At 50.6% G+C, this 21,868-nt stretch carries 21 protein-coding genes; 10 read left to right on the top strand and 11 right to left on the bottom strand.

Going from position 1 to position 21,868, the window contains the following annotated elements:
- Positions 1-2: 2 nt before the first annotated feature.
- From urtD to urtA, 4 genes are read right to left on the bottom strand one after another with little or no spacing between them, the layout of a single operon-like run.
- Positions 3-800, bottom strand: a complete 798-nt coding sequence (gene urtD / locus FDW92_RS13060) for an urea ABC transporter ATP-binding protein UrtD (protein ID WP_137400635.1) — start codon at positions 798-800, stop codon at positions 3-5.
- Entirely contained in the window at positions 800-1,873 is a 1,074-nt protein-coding gene (urtC, locus tag FDW92_RS13055) for an urea ABC transporter permease subunit UrtC (protein ID WP_042308458.1), read from the bottom strand. Before urtC ends, urtD begins: the two co-directional genes overlap by 1 nt.
- On the bottom strand, positions 1,873-3,447 hold the full coding sequence (gene urtB, locus FDW92_RS13050) for an urea ABC transporter permease subunit UrtB (protein WP_042308460.1): 1,575 nt from the start codon (positions 3,445-3,447) through the stop codon (positions 1,873-1,875). Before urtB ends, urtC begins: the two co-directional genes overlap by 1 nt.
- 43 nt (positions 3,448-3,490) lie before the next feature.
- Positions 3,491-4,762: an urea ABC transporter substrate-binding protein gene (urtA, locus tag FDW92_RS13045; RefSeq protein ID WP_042308463.1), complete on the bottom strand. Its 1,272-nt coding sequence runs from the start codon at positions 4,760-4,762 to the stop codon at positions 3,491-3,493.
- A 487-nt stretch (positions 4,763-5,249) separates the two neighbouring features.
- Here urtA and mgtS point away from each other — a divergent pair, with 487 nt between their 5' ends.
- Entirely contained in the window at positions 5,250-5,345 is a 96-nt protein-coding gene (gene mgtS / locus FDW92_RS13040; RefSeq protein WP_003032406.1) for a protein MgtS, read from the top strand.
- 283 nt (positions 5,346-5,628) lie between these two features.
- On the opposite strand, the gene FDW92_RS13030 is transcribed toward mgtS, so the two are convergent.
- Together FDW92_RS13030 and dcp are read right to left on the bottom strand one after the other, a co-directional pair.
- Positions 5,629-6,555 carry a diguanylate cyclase gene (locus FDW92_RS13030; protein ID WP_042308465.1) on the bottom strand — a complete coding sequence of 309 codons (927 nt, stop codon included), beginning with the start codon at positions 6,553-6,555 and terminating at the stop codon, positions 5,629-5,631.
- A gap of 165 nt (positions 6,556-6,720) precedes the next feature.
- The gene (dcp, locus tag FDW92_RS13025; protein WP_137400634.1) at positions 6,721-8,766 is read right to left on the bottom strand and encodes a peptidyl-dipeptidase Dcp; all 2,046 of its coding nucleotides are present in this window, start codon (positions 8,764-8,766) and stop codon (positions 6,721-6,723) included.
- Positions 8,767-8,903: 137 nt separating this feature from the next.
- Here dcp and ydfG point away from each other — a divergent pair, with 137 nt between their 5' ends.
- From ydfG to ydfZ, 3 genes are all read left to right on the top strand, one after another.
- Positions 8,904-9,650: a bifunctional NADP-dependent 3-hydroxy acid dehydrogenase/3-hydroxypropionate dehydrogenase YdfG gene (gene ydfG, locus FDW92_RS13020; RefSeq protein ID WP_042308469.1), complete on the top strand. Its 747-nt coding sequence runs from the start codon at positions 8,904-8,906 to the stop codon at positions 9,648-9,650.
- Between the two features lie 86 nt (positions 9,651-9,736).
- Positions 9,737-10,423, top strand: a complete 687-nt coding sequence (locus FDW92_RS13015; protein WP_042308471.1) for a GntR family transcriptional regulator — start codon at positions 9,737-9,739, stop codon at positions 10,421-10,423.
- A gap of 189 nt (positions 10,424-10,612) precedes the next feature.
- Positions 10,613-10,816 carry a putative selenium delivery protein YdfZ gene (ydfZ, locus tag FDW92_RS13010; RefSeq protein WP_042308473.1) on the top strand — a complete coding sequence of 68 codons (204 nt, stop codon included), beginning with the start codon at positions 10,613-10,615 and terminating at the stop codon, positions 10,814-10,816.
- 75 nt (positions 10,817-10,891) lie between these two features.
- On the opposite strand, the gene FDW92_RS13005 is transcribed toward ydfZ, so the two are convergent.
- The 4 genes from FDW92_RS13005 to FDW92_RS12990 form a co-directional block, all read right to left on the bottom strand.
- Positions 10,892-12,358 (bottom strand): mannitol dehydrogenase family protein, encoded by a 1,467-nt coding sequence (locus FDW92_RS13005; protein WP_042308476.1) that lies wholly within the window; start codon positions 12,356-12,358, stop codon positions 10,892-10,894.
- Between the two features lie 161 nt (positions 12,359-12,519).
- Positions 12,520-13,854, bottom strand: a complete 1,335-nt coding sequence (locus FDW92_RS13000; RefSeq protein WP_042308478.1) for an MFS transporter — start codon at positions 13,852-13,854, stop codon at positions 12,520-12,522.
- A 60-nt stretch (positions 13,855-13,914) separates the two neighbouring features.
- Positions 13,915-15,129 (bottom strand): starvation-sensing protein RspA, encoded by a 1,215-nt coding sequence (gene rspA, locus FDW92_RS12995; RefSeq protein WP_042308480.1) that lies wholly within the window; start codon positions 15,127-15,129, stop codon positions 13,915-13,917.
- A gap of 107 nt (positions 15,130-15,236) precedes the next feature.
- Entirely contained in the window at positions 15,237-15,563 is a 327-nt protein-coding gene (locus FDW92_RS12990) for a YnfA family protein (RefSeq protein WP_038640517.1), read from the bottom strand.
- Between the two features lie 152 nt (positions 15,564-15,715).
- Here FDW92_RS12990 and FDW92_RS12985 point away from each other — a divergent pair, with 152 nt between their 5' ends.
- Together FDW92_RS12985 and speG are read left to right on the top strand one after the other, a co-directional pair.
- Entirely contained in the window at positions 15,716-16,057 is a 342-nt protein-coding gene (locus FDW92_RS12985) for a DUF1283 family protein (protein ID WP_042308482.1), read from the top strand.
- 36 nt (positions 16,058-16,093) lie between these two features.
- Positions 16,094-16,654: a spermidine N1-acetyltransferase gene (gene speG, locus FDW92_RS12980; protein WP_038640513.1), complete on the top strand. Its 561-nt coding sequence runs from the start codon at positions 16,094-16,096 to the stop codon at positions 16,652-16,654.
- 6 nt (positions 16,655-16,660) lie between these two features.
- Here speG and FDW92_RS12975 read toward each other — a convergent pair whose 3' ends face one another.
- On the bottom strand, positions 16,661-17,371 hold the full coding sequence (locus FDW92_RS12975) for a YnfC family lipoprotein (protein ID WP_038643159.1): 711 nt from the start codon (positions 17,369-17,371) through the stop codon (positions 16,661-16,663).
- A gap of 103 nt (positions 17,372-17,474) precedes the next feature.
- Here FDW92_RS12975 and FDW92_RS12970 point away from each other — a divergent pair, with 103 nt between their 5' ends.
- The 4 genes from FDW92_RS12970 to FDW92_RS12955 all read left to right on the top strand — a co-directional run bounded on the left by FDW92_RS12970 (position 17,475) and on the right by FDW92_RS12955 (position 21,857).
- On the top strand, positions 17,475-17,783 hold the full coding sequence (locus tag FDW92_RS12970; RefSeq protein WP_094301129.1) for a DUF1161 domain-containing protein: 309 nt from the start codon (positions 17,475-17,477) through the stop codon (positions 17,781-17,783).
- A gap of 169 nt (positions 17,784-17,952) precedes the next feature.
- Positions 17,953-20,373: a selenate/tellurate reductase subunit YnfF gene (ynfF, locus tag FDW92_RS12965; protein ID WP_249357178.1), complete on the top strand. Its 2,421-nt coding sequence runs from the start codon at positions 17,953-17,955 to the stop codon at positions 20,371-20,373.
- A gap of 10 nt (positions 20,374-20,383) precedes the next feature.
- Positions 20,384-21,001, top strand: a complete 618-nt coding sequence (gene dmsB / locus FDW92_RS12960) for a dimethylsulfoxide reductase iron-sulfur subunit DmsB (RefSeq protein ID WP_042308489.1) — start codon at positions 20,384-20,386, stop codon at positions 20,999-21,001.
- Position 21,002: 1 nt separating this feature from the next.
- Positions 21,003-21,857, top strand: a complete 855-nt coding sequence (locus tag FDW92_RS12955; protein WP_042308491.1) for a dimethyl sulfoxide reductase anchor subunit family protein — start codon at positions 21,003-21,005, stop codon at positions 21,855-21,857.
- Positions 21,858-21,868 lie beyond the last annotated feature (11 nt).

The following is a 21,868-nucleotide window of genomic DNA, read 5'->3' as shown; positions in this document are numbered from 1 at the left end:
CCTTACCGTCCAAGATAAACTTCAATAACCTGCTCATTGGCCTGCACATCGCGCAGGCTGCCTTCAGCCAGCACTCGCCCTTGATGCAATACCGTAACGTGGTCAGCAATTGTCTCGACAAACCCCATATCATGCTCAACCACCATCAGCGAGTGCTTCCCGGCAAGCTGGCGAAACAGTTCCGCGGTGTATTCCGTCTCCGCATCCGTCATCCCCGCTGCCGGCTCATCCAGCAGCAGCAAATGCGGCTCCTGGACCAGCAACATGCCGATCTCAAGAAACTGCTTTTGCCCGTGCGAAAGCAGCCCGGCACGGCGTTCTCGATCGTTTCCCAAGCGCAACAACACCAGCATTTCATCGATGCGGTCCCGCTGTTCACCCGAAAGGCGCGCCCGTAAAGACCCCCAAACGGATTTATCGTTTTTCAGTGCCAGCTCCAGATTCTCCACCACTGTTAATGCTTCAAATACCGTGGGCTTCTGAAATTTTCGTCCAATCCCCTGACGCGCAATGGCGATAGAATCAAACTCCATTAAATCAATCGACTGATCGTAAATCGCGCGGCCGCTTTGCGGTCTGGTTTTGCCGGTAATGACATCCATCAACGTCGTTTTTCCGGCACCATTAGGACCAATAATGCAGCGCAGTTCCCCTACGCCAATATCAAGTGTGAGATCCGTTAGCGCCTGAAACCCATCGAAGTTCACGTTGATTTTTTCCAGCTGCAATACCGGGTCGGTTTGATTGCGAAATCTGTCCCCTGGCAACTGGCGGGTAAAAAGACCTTCATCTGGCTGCATTATTTGTCTCCTTTGCGAAACAGACCAATCACGCCACGGGGTAAAAACAGCGTAACGCCAATAAAAATCAGGCCAAGAAACAGTTGCCAGTATTCAGGCATGATTACCGTAAACAGACTTTTAGCGCCGTTCACCAACACAGCGCCAAAAACCGGGCCAATCAGGGTTCCGCGACCACCGAGGGCGACCCAAATCGCCGCTTCAATCGAGTTGGTCGGCGACATTTCACTGGGGTTAATAATGCCCACCTGCGGAACATACAGCGCACCTGCCAGCCCGCACAGCACAGCGGAAAGCGTCCATACCAGCAACTTGAAGCCTTTCGGATCATAGCCACAGAACATCAGCCGATTTTCGGCATCGCGCACGGCGGTCAGGATACGACCAAACTTACTGCGCGCCAGCGCCAGTCCCAGCCATAACGCCAGCACTAAAAGCATCACCGTCGCCAGAAATAGCGCGATACGGGTTGAGGTCGCGGTCACGGGGAATCCCAGAATAGTGGTAAATCCGGTGAAACCGTTATTTCCACCAAACCCGGTTTCGTTACGGAAAAACAGCAACATGCCAGCGAAAGTCAGGGCCTGAGTCATGATGGAGAAATAGACGCCCTTGATTTTTGAGCGAAAGGCAAACCAGCCAAACACCAGCGCCAGCAGGCCGGGCACCAGCACAACCAGCAGCATGGCCCAGATAAAATGTTGCGTTCCCCACCAGAACCAGGGCAGTTCGGTCCACGACAGAAACGACATAAAAGCCGGTAGTCCTTCGCCGGAGGCCTGACGCATCAGGTACATCCCCATCGCATATCCCCCCAGCGCAAAGAAAATGCCATGACCCAGTGAGAGCATTCCGGCATAGCCCCACACCAGATCCAGTGCGACCGCCACAATGGCATAGCACAGGATTTTCCCAGCCAGCGTTAGTGTCCAGACGGAGATTGCCAGCGGATGATCTACCGGGAGCAGCGCCAGAAATGGCAGAATAATGAGCACCAGCAGCAAAAACAGCCCCAGGATGCGCGTCACGCGCGGCGCTTTTCGTGCCAGCGTTAATGTCATTGGCATAGTCATTAGTCAATAACCCTCCCTTTCAATGCGAAAAGTCCCTGAGGTCGTTTCTGGATAAACAGAATGATCAGCACCAGGATCATAATTTTGCCGAGCACAGCCCCCACCTGAGGCTCAAGAATTTTATTGAAGATCCCGAGACCAAACGCCGCCACCACACTCCCGGCGAGTTGTCCAACGCCGCCAAGCACCACCACCAGAAACGAATCAATAATGTAACTTTGCCCCAGTTCTGGCCCCACGTTACCCAACTGCGACAGCGCCACGCCACCCAGCCCGGCAATCCCTGAACCCAGCCCAAAGGCCAGCATATCGACTCGCCCGGTGGGCACGCCGCAGCAGGCCGCCATATTGCGGTTTTGCGTCACCGCGCGCACGCGCAGCCCAAGACGGGTCTTATTCAGCAATAACCAGGTGAAGAACAGCACCAGCATGGCAAAGCCAAGCACCACAATTCGGTTCCACGGCAAAATCAGATTGGCATAGACCTGAATCCCCCCGGAAAGCCATGTCGGATTGGCGACCTCGAGATTTTGTGCACCAAAGGTCATTCGCACCAACTGGATCAGCATCAGGCTGATCCCCCATGTAGCCAGTAGTGTTTCAAGCGGACGGCCATATAAATGGCGGATCACACCGCGCTCCAGCAGCATTCCTACTGCCGCGGTAAGTAAAAAGGCGACCGGAAGCGCAATGACCGGGTACCAGGCTAACCATTGCGGAAGAAACTGCCCCATCAGCTGTTGCACCATCCAGGTACAGTAAGCGCCGAGCATCAACATCTCGCCATGCGCCATATTGATGACACCCAGCAGCCCGTAAGTAATCGCCAGCCCTAACGCCGCCAACAGCAAAATAGAGCCCAGAGACAACCCCATAAAGGCTTGACCAAGAAGATCGCCAATCTTCATGCGATGCGCGATAGAATTTAGACTTTCGTTGGCGGCAGCGCGAACGCGGGCATCAGGCTCATGTTCTGCACGGGTGAAGGGTTGTAATTTCGCCTGGGTTTCAGGGTCATTTGACGCCCCCAACTGTTCAATTGCCTGCCGCCTGACCTCGGGCGAGGTACTGGTCAGTCGCAGGTTAGCCAGAGCAATAACCAGGGCGGATTTCACATTAGCATCCGGTTCCTGCGCCAGTCGTTGCTGCAAAAATGACAGCATGCCAGGCTGAGCCTCACGCTGTAATATCCTGGCTGCGGCGCTCCTTTCAGTGACACTGTCACTTAAAAGTTGATGAACGGCCAACGTTCCGGCAACCAGATTGCGCAGCCGGTTAGTCAGCCGGACTTTTTTTAGCTCACCGTCAGGACCTGTTGCCCTCCCCAACGGTTGTGCTTGCGCCCCATCCATGACAAACGCATTTTTCGCGCTATCGGTCAGCAGATTTTCATCTCGCAGCGCCTTAAGCACGGGTAAACGCTTAAGGTCAGGATTTGTCGCCCACTGTTCAAGTAAGACAGCCTGCTGCGTCCGGTTGGCAGCGGTAAAAGTATCGGCATCTGATGCCTGCGCTATCCACGGCAAAAACCACGTCAGCAACATCACACCACGAATAAAGCGCATGGCTTTCATGAGCATTCTCCCAAGCGTTGCCCTCCCGCAGGAGGGCATAAGATCAGTTGCTGGCGGTTTTCACGGGTTGTTCAGATTTTTTATCATTGCCGGCGATATACGGGCTCCACGGCTGGGCACGGACCGGCTCATCGGTTTGCCACACCACGTTAAACTGACCGTTGCCTTCAATCTCGCCAATCATGACGGGTTTATGCAGGTGATGGTTGGTGGCATCCATCGTGAGGGTAAAGCCAGATGGCGCGGCGAATGATTGCCCTGCCATTGCAGCACGGACTTTATCCACATCGGTAGTTCCGGCTTTTTCTACTGCCTGTGCCCACATATGTAGACCAACCCAGGTGGCTTCCATTGGGTCGTTTGTCACAACCGAATCCGCATTCGGTAATTTGTGCGCTTTGGCATACGCCCGGTAATCCGCGACAAACTTCTTGTTAGCCGCATTATCGACAGACTCAAAGTAGTTCCAGGCGGCAAGGTTGCCTACCAACGGTTTCGTATCAATACCGCGTAATTCTTCCTCACCTACGGAGAAGGCCACTACCGGAACATCGGTGGCTTTCAGACCCTGGTTCGCTAACTCTTTATAGAATGGAACGTTAGAATCACCGTTGATGGTTGAGACCACCGCCGTTCTTCCCCCTGCGGCGAATTTTTTGATACTGGCGACAACGGTCTGATAATCACTGTGTCCGAACGGGGTGTACACCTCTTCGATGTCTTTATCGGCAACGCCTTTCGAATGCAAAAAGGCACGGAGAATTTTGTTAGTCGTGCGCGGATAAACATAATCAGTCCCCAGCAGGAAGAAGCGTTTCGCACCACCGCCATCCTCACTCATCAGATACTCAACCGCCGGAATCGCCTGCTGATTAGGCGCCGCGCCGGTATAGAAGACGTTAGGCGACATTTCCTCGCCTTCATACTGCACCGGATAAAACAGCAAACCATTTAACTCCTCGAATACCGGTAACACCGATTTACGCGAAACCGATGTCCAGCACCCGAACACCGCCGCCACTTTGTCCTGACTCAGCAACTGTCGGGCTTTTTCAGCAAATAAGGGCCAGTTCGAGGCCGGATCAACCACAACCGGCTCCAGCTTTTTGCCCAACACGCCGCCCTGCGCATTGATTTCGTCAATAGTCATCAACGCCACATCTTTCAACGGCGTTTCGGAAATCGCCATCGTTCCGGATAACGAATGCATGATGCCCACTTTAATAGTGTCAGCCGCCTGGACGCTAAAACTCATGCCCATTGCCATAACGGAGGCCGATAACGCAAAAGCTTTTAAAAATGTACGACGCTGCATAGTTTCACTCCTGAAATTAGATTCGCTGAATGCTCCGGTGCAGCCGGGCAGACAAAACAGTGCAAATTAAGGGGATTCAGAAGTGATAAGGCAAAAACGATGCCAGATATTAAAACATCATATAGAATCAAGGCATTAGAATCGTATAACTCAGTAACTGGATGAAAACATTTCATCAAGAAGGGGGATCGCCAGGAAAATTGAACCACCATGAGACAGCGTTGCATTATAAACGTGCAACAATTTGCGTCGGGTTCGCATAGCAATGACTGTGGAACTCAGCATAAAATCGTGGTTAATTTGCGCAAGGATAAGCGCGCCTTGTCACTATTATTTATTTCCCCCGACGAAATCGCGTCAATTTTTTACATTTCAGACGAAATAATCACACAGTTCAGCCTTTGTTTAAGTTGCAATTGCTACTATAGTCATAAGCGAGGTGAACTTAAGGTAAGAGAGGAAACTCACAGATAAAGGAGCATTTACTATGCTGGGTAATATGAATATTTTTATGGCTGTTCTGGGAATTATTTTATTTTCCGGTTTCCTGGCCGCGTATTTTAGCCACAGATGGGATGATTGATGAACGGCGATAGTCCTGAACCGAACCGGCCCCTTGTCGCGTCACTGCACAAGGGGCCATTTTTTTACCTGCATCGCCTTTCCGGCACCTTTTCCCTGGCCACAGATAAAAAAAACCGCCGGATAAACCAGCGGTAAATGCTTGCATGGATAGATTTGTGTTTTGCTTTATACGCTATCTGGCAATTCCCTGCGAAGATAACGGATAGTCTGCTAACCTAGCATCGGCAACCCCAATGAAAGCTAAACGAAACGCAACTAACACAAAACGGCTTAGGTAAATCTCACGCGCTAAGGTGGAACGAAGGCCCATCACTGGCGTTAACCAGCGTGATCTGCTCGCGTTCATCCATAAACATACAGCGATTCCTGCCGCTCTGTTTTCCCTGGTACATCGCTCTGTCTGCCCGTCCAAGAGCGGTATCTAATTTTTCATCCCGCTGAGCTCTGGTGATACCGGCCGTTACGGTGATGGCGATCTCTCCATCTGCGTAGGGGATTTTTTGCTGGCCTACAAGCTGACACAATCGCAACCCTGCCTGGCGGGCCTGCTCGTCAGTTTTGGTTCGGATGATGATAATAAATTCTTCGCCACCGTAGCGGTACGCAACTTCATCATATCGCGTCCATGCCAGAAAATTTGCAGCCAGAGCGCGTAATACCACGTCCCCCACAAGATGACCATACGTATCATTAACGTGTTTAAAACGGTCGATATCCAGTAGCAATATATAAAGATTAAGCGGCCCGGCATCGATTAACTGTTGGTCAAAAGACTCATCGAGCATTCTTCTGCCTGGTAAGCCTGTTAATATGTCGATATTACTGCGGATACTCAGCAAATATATTTTATAGTCCATCACAGCAGACGTAAATGCCAGTAACGCATCCTCAAATTTGGTGAAATGCCATGGATAACTACGTGTCTCCAGTATTGCCGATAGCAAATCCTTCCCTGATAAGTGCATTTTTTCGTGAACATTATTTATCTTATTCACATAGCTACAATCATCTTCATTGCGCAGCGATTGATTATTAAGCCACTGTCCAAATTGACAAACGAAATGCGCGTTGTCACCCATGATATCCGGTTGCGTAGCATTCGAGGTTACTGCGCAACGGAACATATTCACCAGCCATTTATAGTGGGCATCAATGGACTTGTTTAACTCGATCAAGATTGCATCTATTTCCGTAGTATTTCTCATCATCACGATCTTCCTCCCTGTTCGAACGTTTCTGATGCAATCATCTTAACGACAAAAAAGAAAACTTATGTAAATTTTTTATTTTGAGAATAAACCTTATCAGTTTCAGTAATGAACATAAGATAAGACCGGGCATCACGCCCGGCTCTGCGCAAGATCTAAAAATGCTTACGCGCTCAAACCACGATGTGCCAGCATCGGCTCCATGCGGGGATCGCGCCCGCTCCACTGGCGATAAAGCTCAGCTAAATCAGTACTGTTCCCGCGGGACAAAATCGCTTCGCGGAATTTCTGCCCGTTTTCGCGGGTTAATCCGCCCTGCTCTACAAACCACTGATAACCGTCATCGGCCAGCATTTGCGTCCATAAATAGGCGTAATAACCCGCGGCATAGCCACCGCCAAAAATATGGGCAAAATAACTGCTGCGATAACGAGGCGGCACGGCCTGAAGATCCAGATCTTCTGCCGCCAGCGCCTGCTGCTCGAATTGATCAACCGAATAAGATGACGCGCTCATTTCCAGACTGTGCCAACGCATGTCCAACAATGCGGCACTGAGCAGTTCGGTCATATCGTAGCCTTTATTGAACAGGCTGGCCCGCTGCATTTTATCCCGCAACGCCTGCGGCATTGGCTTTCCGGTTTCGACATGACGGGCAAATCGGGCAAAAACCTGCGGATGGCTCGCCCAGTGTTCGTTAATCTGCGAAGGAAACTCGACAAAATCACGCGGTGTGTTAGTCCCTGAAAGCGTGGCATAACGCTGAGTGGCAAACAGACCGTGTAACGTGTGGCCAAATTCATGGAACAACGTAATGACATCATCCCACAGCAGTAACGCGGGCTTGCCCGTTGCGGGTTTTTGATAATTACAGACGTTGTAAATAACCGGTCGGGTTTCGTTCAGCTCCGATTGCTCAACAAAATTGCCCATCCATGCCCCGCCGCTTTTTGATTCACGGGCGAAGAAATCACCGTAAAACAACGCCAGTCCTACGCCGTCGTGGTCGAAAATTTCCCATACCCGCACGTCTGGGTGATAAACCGGAATGTCGAATCGCTCAACGAATTTGATACCAAAGAGCTGATTGGCCGTCCAGAAAACGCCCTCGTTCAACACCGTATCCAGAGCAAAGTAAGGTCTAAGCTGTGCCTCATCAAGGGCGTATTTCTCACGGCGGACCTGCTCAGCATAAAATGCCCAGTCCCAGGCCCTGACACTAAACCCTCCCTGCTCTTGATCGATGACTTTCTGGATTTCTGCCTGCTCATCCAACGCACGCTGGCGCGCGGCCGGAACGATCGCCCGCATAAACGAAAGTGCCGCTTCAGGCGTTTTAGCCATCTGGTCGGCGATTTTCCAGGCCGCATAATTGGCAAAACCAAGTAATTTCGCCTGTTGCATGCGGATGTCGACCAGACGCTGAATAATAGCCCGGGTATCGTTATCGTCATCATGTTCAGCCCGCGTCCACGCCTGGGTAAACAGTTCTTCACGGATCTGGCGATCGCGTAACACGGCAAGCGCCGGTTGTTGAGTGGTATTCAATAACGGAATAACCCAACGTGATTCGAGCCCCTTTTCTTTTGCAGCCTCAGCGGCAACGGCAAGTTCTTCTGCGCTAAGCCCGTCAAGCCGCCGGACATCATCCACCACCAAAGCACCGGACTTGTTCGCCGCCAGCAGACGCTGATTAAACTGACTGGTCAGCGTGGCTGACTCGGTATTGAGCGCTTTGAGGCGTGCTTTGTCGGCCTCATTCAGACGGGTGCCTGCCAGTACAAAACGCTGGTAAATGACCTCCACCAGGCGCAATGATTCGCTATCCAAACCTAATGTATGACGTCGTTGCCAGACAGCCTCGACGCGGGCGAAAAGCGCACCATCAAGGTAGATATCATTGGCAAGCCCCGCCAGTTCTGCTGAGAACGCTTCGTCAAGGCGCTGTAGTTCATCGTTGGTGTGCGCCGACGTCATCGCGAAGAAAACGCTGGTTACGCGCGTGAGCAATGCGCCACTTTGTTCAAGCGCCTGGAGAGTATTGGCGAAATCAGGATCCTGAGGATTGTGTACAATCGCCTCGATCTCTGCGCGTTTTTGCCGCACGCCCTCATCAAACGCCGGACGATAATGCTGCACGTCAATCTGATCAAACTGCGGCGCCTGATACGGCAATGTGCTGTGGTGTAAAAAAGGATTCGTTAACGACATCTTTCACTCCTGAAAACGATTTGTTTACCAGAGTAGACTTCCCGGGAATCGACCGCAATCCTGTTAACCAGGAATAGCTCTGAACAGAAATGACGTGCTATGGTAGTACTACATAAAAAGCGTTGAGGAACAGTGAGATGATCGTTTTAGTAACCGGAGCAACCGCAGGTTTTGGTGAGTGCATTACGCGTCGTTTTATTGAGAATGGACATAAAGTTATTGCCACCGGACGCCGCCAGGAGCGCCTGCAGGAACTCAAAGATGAGCTGGGTGACCGACTCTATATCGCGCAACTGGACGTACGTAATCGCGCATCGATTGAAGAGATGCTGGCGTCCTTACCTGCTGAATGGCGCGATATTGATGTTCTGGTCAACAACGCGGGTCTGGCGCTGGGCCTCGAGCCTGCCCACAAGGCCAGCATTGAAGACTGGGAAAACATGATCGATACCAACAACAAAGGCCTGGTTTATATGACCCGTGCCGTGCTGCCTGGTATGGTTGAGCGCAATCGTGGACATATTATCAATATCGGCTCTACCGCCGGTAGCTGGCCATACGCCGGCGGTAACGTTTATGGCGCGACCAAAGCGTTTGTCCGTCAGTTTAGTCTCAACTTGCGTACTGACTTACACGGGACAGCGATTCGTGTTACCGACATTGAACCAGGTCTGGTTGGCGGTACGGAATTCTCTAACGTGCGTTTCAAAGGCGATGATGCCAAGGCTGAAAAAGCTTACGAAAATACCACTGCGTTGACCCCGCAAGATGTTACAGAAGCGGTATGGTGGGTGGCTTCGTTACCTGCTCATGTCAACATTAACACCCTTGAAATGATGCCGGTCACGCAGTCTTTTGCCGGGCTGAGTGTCCATCGGAGCTAATTTCCCTGCCCGGCCTTGCGCCGGGTATAGATAGCCTGAAATAAGTGATAAAATATCCGGGTTAACTCTCTAAAAAGTAAGAATGAATGACCGTAGAAACGCAGCTCAACCCTACACAGCCTGTAAATCAGCAGATTTACCGTATTCTTCGTCGCGATATCGTGCATTGTCTGATTGCGCCTGGTACGCCGCTGTCGGAGAAAGAGGTTTCCGTACGCTTCAATGTTTCACGCCAGCCGGTACGAGAGGCATTCATCAAACTGGCAGAGAATGGTCTGATTCAGATCCGTCCGCAGCGTGGCAGCTACGTGAACAAAATTTCGTTATCGCAGGTGCAAAACGGTTGTTTTGTTCGCCAGGCAATTGAATGTGCCGTGGTCCGCCGCGCCGCCGCCCTGATCACCGATAAACAGTGCTATCAGCTCGAACAGAATCTGCATCAGCAGCGCATCGCGATTGACCGAAAACAAATTGATGATTTCTTCCAGCTTGACGATGAGTTTCATCAGAAACTGGCTTTAATCGCCGAGTGCCAGCTCGCCTGGGACACCGTCGAGAATATTAAAGCCACCATTGACCGCGTTCGCTATATGAGCCTGGATCATATTTCCCCTCCTGAAATGCTGCTTCGCCAGCATCACGATATCTTTGCCGCACTTGAAAAACATGATGGTGACGGCGTCGAGCGCGCAATGATGCTGCACCTTCAGGAGATCGGTGAGTCTGTGCAGCTTATTCGCCAGGAAAATAGCGACTGGTTCAGCGAAGATTAATATTACGCTCACCTCTCTGCGGGGTGAGTTGTCCTGCGTTTACCCTCTCCTGCACATCTCTCTAAAAAAAGCTGTGATTTTGATCGAAAACAAAAAAAATCCTTAGCGAGAAGCGTATTTATATTGCGCCCGTTACGTGGGACCAGAGGCCCACGGGCTTTGACGGTGAGTTGGAAAGGAGAAAACACCATGAAAACATACGATCGTAACCGCAACGCAATCACCACTGGCAGCCGCGTCATGATTAGTGGCACCGGACTCACAGGCCGCATTACAGCGATAGACACCGATGGCCTGACCGCTGAGCAAATTCGCCGTGGCAAAACAGTGGCAATCGAAGGGTGTGAAGGTAAATATACCCCTATCGAGTTGATTCGTTTGGGCATGAACTAATTGGTGTGAATGCCAGAAAACTCTGCACCATCTGGCTCGCTGAAAGCCAGATGGTGTCATAAATGATGCCCTTCGTTACTTCAGTTTTGCTGCATACTTCGCAACCGTTGCCTTCGCCCCTTCAGCCAGTAAAGCAAGATAGGCTTCTGTGACCTGGTTTTTGAATAGTTCTACCTGCGGTAATTCGCGACCAAAAATGGCATCAATCGCCAGTAACGCCTGAACGCGTGCTTCCCCCTCGTGACTACTGCGAACCGCAGTCTGGATCACCGGCAACAGCGGATCGCTGATTTCAATCGCCTGACCGTGTTCATCCACACCGCCGACATAGCGCATCCAGGCGGCTACGCCCAGTGCCAGCAGCGCAAAATGGCTGCCATGCGCAATGTGCCAACGAATTGAATCGAGCATACGCTGCGGTAGTTTTTGGCTACCATCCATCGCAATCTGCCAGGTACGGTGACGCAGTGCCGGGTTGCTGTAGCGCTCAATGAGCAGATCGGCATAGTGCTGCAGATCCACACCTTTCACTTTCAGCGTCGGCGCCTGTTCCTGCAACATCAACGCTCGTGCGGCAAGACGATAATTTTCATCCTCCATGCAGTCGTTGATATGCTGATAACCCGCCAGATAACCAAGATAGGCAAGGAAAGAGTGACTGCCGTTGAGCATACGCAGTTTCATCTCTTCAAACGGAATCACATCCGATACCAGCTCCGCCCCGGCCTTTTCCCATGCCGGACGACCGGCGACAAAGTTATCTTCAATTACCCACTGACGGAACGGTTCACAGGCTACGCCTGCCGGGTCGCGTACCCCGGTGATGTGTTCAATTTTGTCCAGCGTCTCCGGGGTAACCGCAGGAACAATGCGGTCAACCATTGTAGACGGGAACGTCACATGCTGTTCGATCCACGTGGCCAGTTCAGCATCTACCGCCCGGGCATACGCAGTGACGACATTGCGCATCACGTGGCCGTTTTCAGGCATGTTGTCGCAGGACATCACGGTAAATGCGGCTAACCCCGCAGCTTTGCGGCGCGCCAGAGCTTCAACTACCACGCCTGGCGCAGTTTTTGGTTGTTTTGGATTTTGCAAATCGGCGGCAATCATGGGGTTGTCTAACATCAGTTGCCCCGTCGCCGGAGAGTGGCAATATCCTTTTTCGGTGATGGTGAGAGAAACGATCGCCACCTGCGGTTCGCACATCGCAGCCAGTACGCTTTCCAGGCCATCTACCTGCGCATGCAGCGCGTTTTTCACCACACCAACGACTCTGGCAGTCCACGCATCCGCAGACATTTCCGCAACGGTATACAGATAATCTTGCTGTTTCAGATCGGCAATCTGCTGCTCACCGCCAATCAGATTTACTTCGCAATAACCCCAGTCACTGCCGTGTTCTGCAGCCAGGATGTCAGCATAAACACCCTGATGTGCGCGATGAAACGCGCCAAATCCCAGATGAACAATACGTGGGACCAGTGTGGTACGATCGTAGTCAGGAAGCGCAGCCTTTGCCGCTAAGAGCTTGTTTTGCATGGTATTGCCTACTTATCTATGAAATCAGGACTGTCTCAGAGTAACGCCTGTAGGGTTATATGTTTTGATTTGCATTAAGCTTTTCATAATTGGTATGACATCATTTATTGAGTTATATACCAAGTGCGGTGAATGTGGCGGCATACTGCCGCCAAAAGATATTAATGTTTCTGCCACTGCTGGTATTCACGGTTAAGTCTTTGCGGAGCCGTTTCCGGCATCATCAACAAACCAATTATTGAGATAACTCCAAGTACAATCACATAAGTGGCAAGTCCATAGTAATGCCCACCTGTTACTTGCAGAATTTTTACTGCTACTAAACCAAGAATCCCACTACCTATTAGCGACCCAAGTTGCCAAATTAATGCTATCCCGCTACAGCGAATATGAGTTGGGAAAAGCTCCGGGAAATAAGAAGCCTGAGGTGCATAACACATACTATGCCCAATACTCAGCACCAGGATCATTACTATTTGTGTAAGCCAAAAACTATCCTGATTAATCGCAAGGAAGAAAGGAATAATCATAACGACCTGCAGCAATGCGCCGATAATATAGACTGGTTTACGTCCAATCTTATCGCATAGCGATCCCATCAATGGTATTGCAATGATTTCTATTATCACCGCAACGATCATTGTCTCCATCAAAATATTTGCATCAAGATTGTTCGCCTTACCGTAAGCCAAAACAATCACAGTGAACATTGCAAATGTGCAAGCTTCAATCAGTTTTGCACACACCCCCTTGACAACAATACCAGGAAAATCACGGATAACTTCAACTAATGGACGTGATTCTTCTGCTTTTGTCTCCCTTATCTGAGCAAAGACCGGTGACTCATCAATTTTTAAGCGGATAAACAGCCCAACAATAACCAGTAACAGACTCAATAGGAATGGAATACGCCACCCATAATCCATCATGGCCTCTGGAGAAAGTGTGGCATTTAACAATGCAAACAGTGCTAACGGCAGAAGGAAACCAACCGGGGCACCGATTTGAACCCAACTGGAAAAAAATCCACGATGTTTGGGTTCAGAATATTCAGCAGTCATCAGTACTGCACCGGCTTGTTCTCCTCCAACTCCAAAGCCCTGCAACACACGAATAAAAATAAGTAAAGCTGGAGCCCATACCCCTATTTTTTCATATGTAGGTAATAACCCGATACAGAAAGTCCCTAAACCAACGATTAATATGGTAATAACCAGTGCTTTTTTACGTCCCACCTTATCACCAATATGACCAAATACAATTCCTCCTAATGGTCTTGCCAGGAAACCAACAGCATAGGTTGCAAAAGCAGCGAGAGTACTTATTAACGGATCATCACTAGGGAAAAATAGATGACCAAAAAAGAGTACAGCTGCTGTCCCGTATGCAAAAAAATCATAATACTCAGCAGCAGTACCAATTGCGGATGCTGAAGCCACTCGGCGAATAATGGGCTTATTATCTACGTTGTTTTTAATATCGACTGAACTAACCATAAGTTTAACCTTCTGTAGGGTATTGGGTTAATCAACATCTTTCGTACGTAAAATTTATATTTACCAGTTCCACAGCGTGCCATCTTCCAGGCGAGCGACAGGCAGATATGCCGGGTCATACGGATATTTCGCAGCCAGTTTTTCATCAAACTCAATACCAAGGCCTGGCTTATCGCCCGGGTGCATGTAGCCGTTATCAAAAGTCCAGTTATGCGGGAACACTTCCAGCATTTGCTCGGAATACCCCATATATTCCTGAACGCCGAAGTTCGGCACCCACAGATCAAAATGCAGTGCTGCGGCCATGCATACGGGTGACAGATCGGAAGGTCCATGCGACCCCGTGCGTACCTGATACAGCGAGGCGAAATCGGCAATACGGCGCATACCGGTAATGCCGCCCGCATGGGTAATGGTGGTGCGGATATAGTCGATCAGCTGTTCTTCGATCAGCTGTTTGCAATCCCAGATGCTATTGAAGACTTCCCCTACGGCAATCGGCGTGACCGTATGCTGGCGGATCAGGCGGAAACACTCCTGGTTTTCGGCTGGGGTTGGGTCTTCCATCCAGAACAGACGATATTGCTCAATGCTTTTGCCAAACCGGGCAGCTTCAATCGGCGTCAGGCGATGGTGCATGTCATGTAGCAGATGTTCGTTAAAACCAAATTTATCGCGAACAGCGGCAAACAGTTTTGGCGTGAAATCGAGGTATTTCTCTGTAGACCACAACTGCTCTTCCGGCCACTGCCCTTTGGTCGCGGGTTCGTAGGCCAAACCTTTGCCTTTTGACATACCGTAAGTGGTTTTCATGCCCGGTACGCCGCACTGTACGCGAATCGCTTTAAAGCCCATCTCTTTATGTCGCGCGTAATCTTCCAGCACATCATCTACGGTATGGCCTGTGGTGTGGCAGTAAACCATGACGCCTTCGCGAGACGCGCCGCCGAGCAACTGATACAACGGCATGTTCGCCGCTTTCGCTTTGATGTCCCACAATGCCATATCTACTGCGGAAATCGCCGACATGGTGACCGGACCGCGACGCCAGTACGCGCCTTTGTAGAAAAACTGCCAGATGTCTTCGATTCGATGCGCGTCGCGACCAATAAGTTGCGGACAGACATGATCTTTCAGATAGGACGCCACGGATAACTCGCGGCCATTTAAGGTGGCATCGCCCAGCCCGGTGATCCCGTCATCTGTCGTTATTTTTAACGTTACAAAATTACGCCCCGGGCAGGTGACAAAAACTTCAGCCCCGACAATCTTCATTTTTTCTTCCTTACATCTGTTCTTGAGATGCAGGAAATTTACTCAACTGAGCTACTACCATACAAGTATAAAGATCGAAAAAGCGCTCGTTGATCACAAAAAAGGCGCTATGCGCGCCCCCATCCAGCCACGATAATCAGCATCCCGCACAAGGCCACCAGTGCACCAGACCAGTCATACAGGCTGAGTTTTACGCCATCGACAAAGCGCAGCCATAGCAGCGCAGTGACAACATAAACGCCGCCATAGGCCGCGTAAACTCGCCCACTCGCGGCCGGATGCAGCGTCAGCAGCCAGACGAATAAGGCCAACGATACACCGGCGGGTACCAACAGCCACGCCGTAGCGCCTCGTTTAAGCCAGAGCCAGGGTAAAAAGCAGCCGATGATTTCGCATAAGGCGGTGACGAAAAAAAGAAAGGTGGTCTTAAGCATTGACGTTATTCAGTTACCTTCGGTTTAACCATGATACGACAGAATATCGCCAACGTATCCATATCCGCTCAGTGGGTATGCCCTGCAGCAGGAATAGTGTAGAATTTAGCCCTGTTTTATCGTTTTTCCCTTTCTCATAAAAGGAATTCGCCATGAATATTACACTGACCAAACGTCTGTGTCTGACGGCTATGCTGACGCTTGCGGCGGCTGTGTACACCTCTTCAGCATTTGCTGAAACCAGTAAACTGGTCATTGAATCCGGGGACAGTGCGCAAAGCCGTCAACAGGCCGCCATGGAAAAGGAACAATGGAACGATACCCGCCAGTTACGTCAGAAAGTGAACAAGCGTACTGAGAAAGAGTGGGACAAAGCCGACGCGGCCTTTGATAGCCGTGATAAGTGCGAACAGAGCGCCAATATTAACGCCTACTGGGAACCTAACACCCTGCGCTGCCTCGACCGTCGTACTGGCCGTACCGTTACACCATAATGACTGTGCCCCTAAAGGATATTGCAAGGATACAATATGACTAGCGCCCTCAGTGTTAAGCTGCGCCCGCTGGAGCGTGAAGATTTACGTTTTGTCCACCAGCTTGATAACAACGCCAGCGTTATGCGTTACTGGTTCGAAGAACCTTACGAAGCGTTTGTTGAGCTGTCAGATCTGTACGATAAGCATATTCACGACCAAAGCGAACGTCGCTTTGTGGTGGAATGCGAAGGTGAAAAAGCCGGGCTGGTGGAGCTGGTAGAGATTAACCACGTCCACCGCCGGGCTGAATTCCAGATTATTATTTCGCCCGAATATCAGGGTAAAGGTCTGGCTTCGCGGGCGGCAAAGCTGGCGATGGATTATGGCTTTACCGTTCTCAACTTATATAAGCTGTATCTAATCGTTGATAAAGAGAACGAAAAAGCCATCCACATCTACCGTAAACTCGGCTTTATGGTGGAAGGTGAACTGATTCATGAATTCTTTATCAACGGTCAGTACCGCAACACCATCCGTATGTGTATTTTCCAGCAGCAGTATCTGGCAGAACACAAAACGTCTGGTCCTAACCTGCTACAACCTACCGCTCAGTAAAGGCGATTAGTAGTAATCGATGGTATTTTCAATCGAGTAATGATGTTCAACTGCTGGCTTCACGCTTTCGTCGACGATAACCAGCTGGCAGTTGACCGGGTTGGCGTAGTTATCGTACTTACAGGTTTGCCTGACATTACCTAATGGATGATTGTTCAGCATACTCACCGCCGTGTAATCCAGCTTCTTCAGCGGATCAACCGACGGTTTGGCATCAACCTGTAAGGTATTGTCTTTACTGACGGTAGTTTTACCCAGCGGGTAGCCTTCCGCGTCATAGCGGTACTGGACTTTCATCTCTTTTCCCGTGGCAGAAACGACAAAGCCGTTATCGTCGGTATCCCACACCACACCGGCAGCAGGCAGTTCCGCTAGCTGGCATTTACCTTGTAAGCGGATCTTTTTTTCCAGCGTTTCGGCATCGCGATAATAGTTGGCATCCAGAACCAGCGCCATTCCGGTATTATTTTCGATATCGTGCAGTTCAAGCGTATCGAAACACCCTTCCTGCGAGAGCGTACCGACAACGCGCTTGGAAACTTCACCTTTATCATTAAGAAGCGTCTGACTGAAATCTTTCACTGGCCCACGCAGCGGATCGAAATCAAATTCATTGGAAAAACTGGCCATTTCCGGCGTAAAAGAAACCAGCCCTTTGGCGTTATCACACCCGACCAGTACGGCGCACAGGAAAACTAACAGGGTCTGTTTCTTCACATTTTTCACCCGGATAAGAAGATAATTCTCAATCATATTAGCAAATACAATTATTTACACCAGAAATGCTACTCTTAGTTCATGTCGTTCACAAAAGGAGCTGATGATGAAATATATAACAGGAATTGCCGCAATCTTACTGGTAGCTGCCTCCCCACAAGTTCTGGCGGTGCCAGCGTCCTGCGAACGCGTTAAGAGCGATATCGAACAGCGCATCATAAATAATGGCGTAGCGGAATCCAGCTTTACGCTGAATATCGTCCCCAACGATCAGGCCGATCAACCTGATTCCCTGGTAGTGGGACATTGTGCAAACGATACGCATAAAATTCTCTATACCCGGACCAACAGTGGCAACGCCCCCGCCAATAGCACGCCAGCTCAGGACGGCCATGCTGCCGAACCGCAATAACATGCTGCCGAACCGCAATAAGTAGTGCCCTCCGCTCGCGGAGGGTCGCTTCCCTTTGACATGCATTAATAAGATTTACCTACAAATAGGTAGACTCACTTCATGGTTAGCAAGCTATTGATTTCGTTGTAAAACAAAATACATAGCGATAATGACAATGGAGTGGGTTATGTCTGGAGTTAAACAAGATGGGGGTATTAGTCGCAGGACGTTAGTCAAATCCTCGGCTATCGGTTCGCTGGCGCTTGCCGCAGGCGGGCTATCGTTACCTTTTGGCATACGAGCAGCAGCGGTACAGGACTCAATACAATCAGTTGAAGATAAGGCGGTGTGGAGTTCTTGTACCGTAAACTGTGGCAGCCGCTGTCTTTTGCGTTTGCACGTAAAAGATGATGCCGTCTACTGGGTCGAGTCTGATACGACGGGTGATGATACCTATGGTAACCACCAGGTCCGCGCCTGCTTGCGCGGTCGTTCGATTCGTCGCCGCATGAACCATCCTGACCGCCTTAAATATCCTATGAAACGCGTTGGCAAACGCGGCGAAGGGAAATTTGAGCGGATCAGTTGGGATGAGGCACTGGATACGATTAGCGGTAATTTAAAACGAATCCTGCATGATTACGGTAACGAAGCGGTTCATGTGCTGTACGGTACAGGCGTTGATGGTGGGAATATCACTAACTCAAACGTCCCCTACCGTTTGATGAACTCCTGCGGCGGCTATCTGAGCCGTTACGGTAGTTACAGTACCGCGCAAATCAGCGCCGCGATGGGCTACATGTTTGGGGCTAACGATGGCAACAGCCCGGACGACATCGCTAATACAAAACTGGTCGTCATGTTTGGCAATAACCCTGCCGAAACCCGCATGAGCGGTGGCGGCGTAACATGGTATGTTGATCAAGCCCGTGAACGTTCTAACGCTCGGATGATCGTTATCGATCCGCGCTATAACGATACTGCCGCTGGCCGTGAAGATGAATGGCTTCCTATCCGCCCGGGTACTGACGCCGCATTAGCGGCGGCAATTGCCTGGGTGTTGATCACAGAAGATTTGATTGATAAACCGTTTCTGGATAAATACTGCGTCGGCTATGACGAAACCACCCTTCCCGCCAGCGCCCCACGGAATGCGCACTATAAGGCCTATATTTTAGGCGAAGGCCCGGACCGTATTGCCAAAACGCCTGAATGGGCCTCACACATTACCAGCATTCCAGCTGAAAAGATTATCCAGTTGGCACGTGAGATTGGATCGGCGAAACCCGCGTATATCTGCCAGGGTTGGGGGCCGCAACGTCACTCTAACGGTGAACAAACCGCCCGCGCGATTACCATGCTCTCAGTTTTAACAGGCAACGTGGGGATTAACGGCGGTAACTCAGGCATGCGCGAGGGAACCTGGGATCTGGGCGTGGAATGGTTCTCCATGTTAGAGAATCCGGTTAAGACGCAGATCTCTGTCTTTACCTGGACAGATGCTATCGACCATGGCGCGGAAATGACGGCGACCAAAGACGGCGTTCGCGGTAAAGATAAGCTGGATGTGCCGATCAAGTTTATCTGGTGTTATGCCAGTAATACTCTTATCAACCAGCATGGCAATATCGCGCATACCCACGAAGTCTTACAGGATGACAGCAAGTGCGAGATGATCGTCGGTATTGAACACTTTATGACAGCCTCCGCAAAATACTGCGACATCCTACTGCCTGATCTGATGCCTACCGAGCAGGAAGATCTCATCTCGCATGAGTCCGCCGGGAATATGGGTTATGTCATCCTTGGGCAGCCTGCTACTTCGCCGAAATTTGAACGTAAACCCATTTACTGGACGCTAAGCGAAGTTGCCAAACGTCTTGGCCCCGATGTGTATCAAACGTTCACCGAAGGTCGTACACAGCATGAATGGGTGAAATACCTACATGCGAAAACCAAAGAGCGTAACCCGGAAATGCCGGATTACGATGAGATGAAAACGACAGGTATTTTCAAGAAAAAATGCCCTGAAGAACACTATGTCGCTTTCCGTTCTTTCCGCGAAGATCCCGTCGCAAACCCTTTGAAAACACCATCAGGTAAAATTGAGATTTACTCCGAACGCCTGGCCACCATCGCGGAAACCTGGGACCTTAAAGACGACGAAATTGTTCATCCGCTTCCTGCTTATGCGCCTGGCTTTGACGGTTGGGACGATCCTAAACGCAAAACGTATCCACTGCAGCTCACCGGATTCCACTATAAAGCGAGAACCCACTCCAGCTACGGAAATATTGACGTATTACAACAGGCATGCCCGCAGGAAATCTGGATAAACCCCATCGATGCAAATACTCGCGGCATCCGTAATGGCGACACGGTTAGGGTGTTTAACAATAATGGTCAGATGCTGATCGCGGCGAAAGTGACACCACGCATTTTGCCAGGCGTCACAGCCATCGGACAAGGGGCATGGCTCAATGCCGATATGTTCGGCGATCAGATCGATCGCGGCGGTTCAATTAACATTCTCACGTCGCATCGACCATCTCCGCTCGCGAAGGGGAACCCGTCCCACAGTAATCTCGTTCAGGTTGAAAAGGCTTAAGGTGTAACCCATGACAACTCAGTATGGATTTTTTATTGATTCCAGTCGTTGCACCGGCTGCAAAACCTGCGAACTGGCCTGCAAAGACTACAAAGATCTCACTCCCGACGTGAGCTTTCGACGGATATATGAATACGCTGGCGGTGACTGGCAGGAGGATAACGGCGTCTGGCATCAGAACGTTTTTGCCTACTATCTCTCCATCTCCTGTAACCACTGCGAGGATCCAGCCTGCACCAAGGTTTGTCCTAGTGGGGCTATGCATAAGCGCGAAGATGGTTTTGTCGTGGTGGATGAAGACGTATGCATCGGCTGTCGCTACTGCCACATGGCCTGCCCATACGGTGCGCCGCAATACAATGCCGCCAAAGGTCATATGACCAAGTGTGATGGCTGTCATGATCGCGTCGCCGACGGCAAAAAGCCTATCTGCGTTGAGTCATGTCCGCTACGCGCGCTGGACTTTGGTCCGATTGATGAGTTGCGCAAAAAACATGGTGAGCTGGCGGCGGTTGCCCCGTTACCGGGCGCACACTTCACCAAACCGAGTATTGTGATCAAACCCAATGCCAATTGCCGCCCGACCGGGGATACCACGGGTTTTCTGGCTAATCCGAAGGAGGTGTAAAATGGGAAATGGATGGCATGAATGGCCGCTGGTCCTGTTTACGGTGCTGGGCCAATGTGTGGCCGGGGCGCTGATCGTGAGTGGGTATGGCTGGTTAACCACCAAAGACGATGTGGCAAAACGACGTATCGTGTGCACTATGTTTTTCCTGTGGCTGGTGATGGGCATCGCCTTTCTCGCCTCAGTAATGCATTTAGGTTCACCGCTACGCGCGTTTAATTCTCTGAACAGAATCGGCGCATCGGCGCTCAGTAACGAAATCGCCAGCGGTTCGCTGTTTTTCGCGGTTGGTGGTCTGTGGTGGCTGGTGGCGTTTCTCGGTAAAATGCCGGCTACGTTAGGTAAAATCTGGTTGCTGCTCAGTATGTTGCTTGGTCTGGTTTTTGTTCTGGCGATGACTAACGTCTATCAGATAGACACCGTTCCGACCTGGTATAATGGCTATACTACGCTGGCGTTTTTCATGACGATGTTGCTGAGTGGCCCGATGTTTGCCGCCCTGCTGCTACGCGCTGCGAGCGTGTCGTTTAACGCCGCCAGATTCGCTGGAATCAGCATACTTGCCCTGCTGGTGACCGTGGCCGTTATCGTTTTGCAGGGCGTATCGCTCAGCGAAATTCACAGTTCGGTACAACACGCCAACGCTCTGGTTCCCGACTACGCAAGCTTACAGGTCTGGCGCATCGTGATGCTGGCTGCGGGGCTGGGTTGCTGGATATGCCCGCTAATTCGTCGCAAAGAACCGGCTGTCGGCGGATTGGCGCTGGGTTTAATTTTCGTGCTTGCCGGTGAAGTTATTGGCCGCGGTTTGTTTTATGGCTTACATATGACAGTCGGAATGGCTGTTGCAGGTTAACACTCGGGTGC

This window comes from Citrobacter sp. wls706, from assembly GCF_005281305.1.
Classification (GTDB): domain Bacteria; phylum Pseudomonadota; class Gammaproteobacteria; order Enterobacterales; family Enterobacteriaceae; genus Citrobacter; species Citrobacter werkmanii.
The sequence above is the reverse complement of the archived record's forward strand: the minus strand, read 5'-3'. Positions and strand labels throughout refer to the sequence as shown.

What these genes read in the sequence shown, in the direction of transcription:
- urtD (WP_137400635.1), bottom strand. Translation starts at nt 800, where the DNA reads ATGCAGCCAGATGAAGGTCTTTTTACCCGCCAGTTGCCAGGGGACAGA.
- urtC (WP_042308458.1), bottom strand. Translation starts at nt 1,873, where the DNA reads ATGACTATGCCAATGACATTAACGCTGGCACGAAAAGCGCCGCGCGTG.
- urtB (WP_042308460.1), bottom strand. Translation starts at nt 3,447, where the DNA reads ATGAAAGCCATGCGCTTTATTCGTGGTGTGATGTTGCTGACGTGGTTT.
- urtA (WP_042308463.1), bottom strand. Translation starts at nt 4,762, where the DNA reads ATGCAGCGTCGTACATTTTTAAAAGCTTTTGCGTTATCGGCCTCCGTT.
- mgtS (WP_003032406.1), top strand. Translation starts at nt 5,250, where the DNA reads ATGCTGGGTAATATGAATATTTTTATGGCTGTTCTGGGAATTATTTTA.
- FDW92_RS13030 (WP_042308465.1), bottom strand. Translation starts at nt 6,555, where the DNA reads ATGATGAGAAATACTACGGAAATAGATGCAATCTTGATCGAGTTAAAC.
- dcp (WP_137400634.1), bottom strand. Translation starts at nt 8,766, where the DNA reads ATGTCGTTAACGAATCCTTTTTTACACCACAGCACATTGCCGTATCAG.
- ydfG (WP_042308469.1), top strand. Translation starts at nt 8,904, where the DNA reads ATGATCGTTTTAGTAACCGGAGCAACCGCAGGTTTTGGTGAGTGCATT.
- FDW92_RS13015 (WP_042308471.1), top strand. Translation starts at nt 9,737, where the DNA reads ATGACCGTAGAAACGCAGCTCAACCCTACACAGCCTGTAAATCAGCAG.
- ydfZ (WP_042308473.1), top strand. Translation starts at nt 10,613, where the DNA reads ATGAAAACATACGATCGTAACCGCAACGCAATCACCACTGGCAGCCGC.
- FDW92_RS13005 (WP_042308476.1), bottom strand. Translation starts at nt 12,358, where the DNA reads ATGCAAAACAAGCTCTTAGCGGCAAAGGCTGCGCTTCCTGACTACGAT.
- FDW92_RS13000 (WP_042308478.1), bottom strand. Translation starts at nt 13,854, where the DNA reads ATGGTTAGTTCAGTCGATATTAAAAACAACGTAGATAATAAGCCCATT.
- rspA (WP_042308480.1), bottom strand. Translation starts at nt 15,129, where the DNA reads ATGAAGATTGTCGGGGCTGAAGTTTTTGTCACCTGCCCGGGGCGTAAT.
- FDW92_RS12990 (WP_038640517.1), bottom strand. Translation starts at nt 15,563, where the DNA reads ATGCTTAAGACCACCTTTCTTTTTTTCGTCACCGCCTTATGCGAAATC.
- FDW92_RS12985 (WP_042308482.1), top strand. Translation starts at nt 15,716, where the DNA reads ATGAATATTACACTGACCAAACGTCTGTGTCTGACGGCTATGCTGACG.
- speG (WP_038640513.1), top strand. Translation starts at nt 16,094, where the DNA reads ATGACTAGCGCCCTCAGTGTTAAGCTGCGCCCGCTGGAGCGTGAAGAT.
- FDW92_RS12970 (WP_094301129.1), top strand. Translation starts at nt 17,475, where the DNA reads ATGATGAAATATATAACAGGAATTGCCGCAATCTTACTGGTAGCTGCC.
- ynfF (WP_249357178.1), top strand. Translation starts at nt 17,953, where the DNA reads ATGTCTGGAGTTAAACAAGATGGGGGTATTAGTCGCAGGACGTTAGTC.
- dmsB (WP_042308489.1), top strand. Translation starts at nt 20,384, where the DNA reads ATGACAACTCAGTATGGATTTTTTATTGATTCCAGTCGTTGCACCGGC.
- FDW92_RS12955 (WP_042308491.1), top strand. Translation starts at nt 21,003, where the DNA reads ATGGGAAATGGATGGCATGAATGGCCGCTGGTCCTGTTTACGGTGCTG.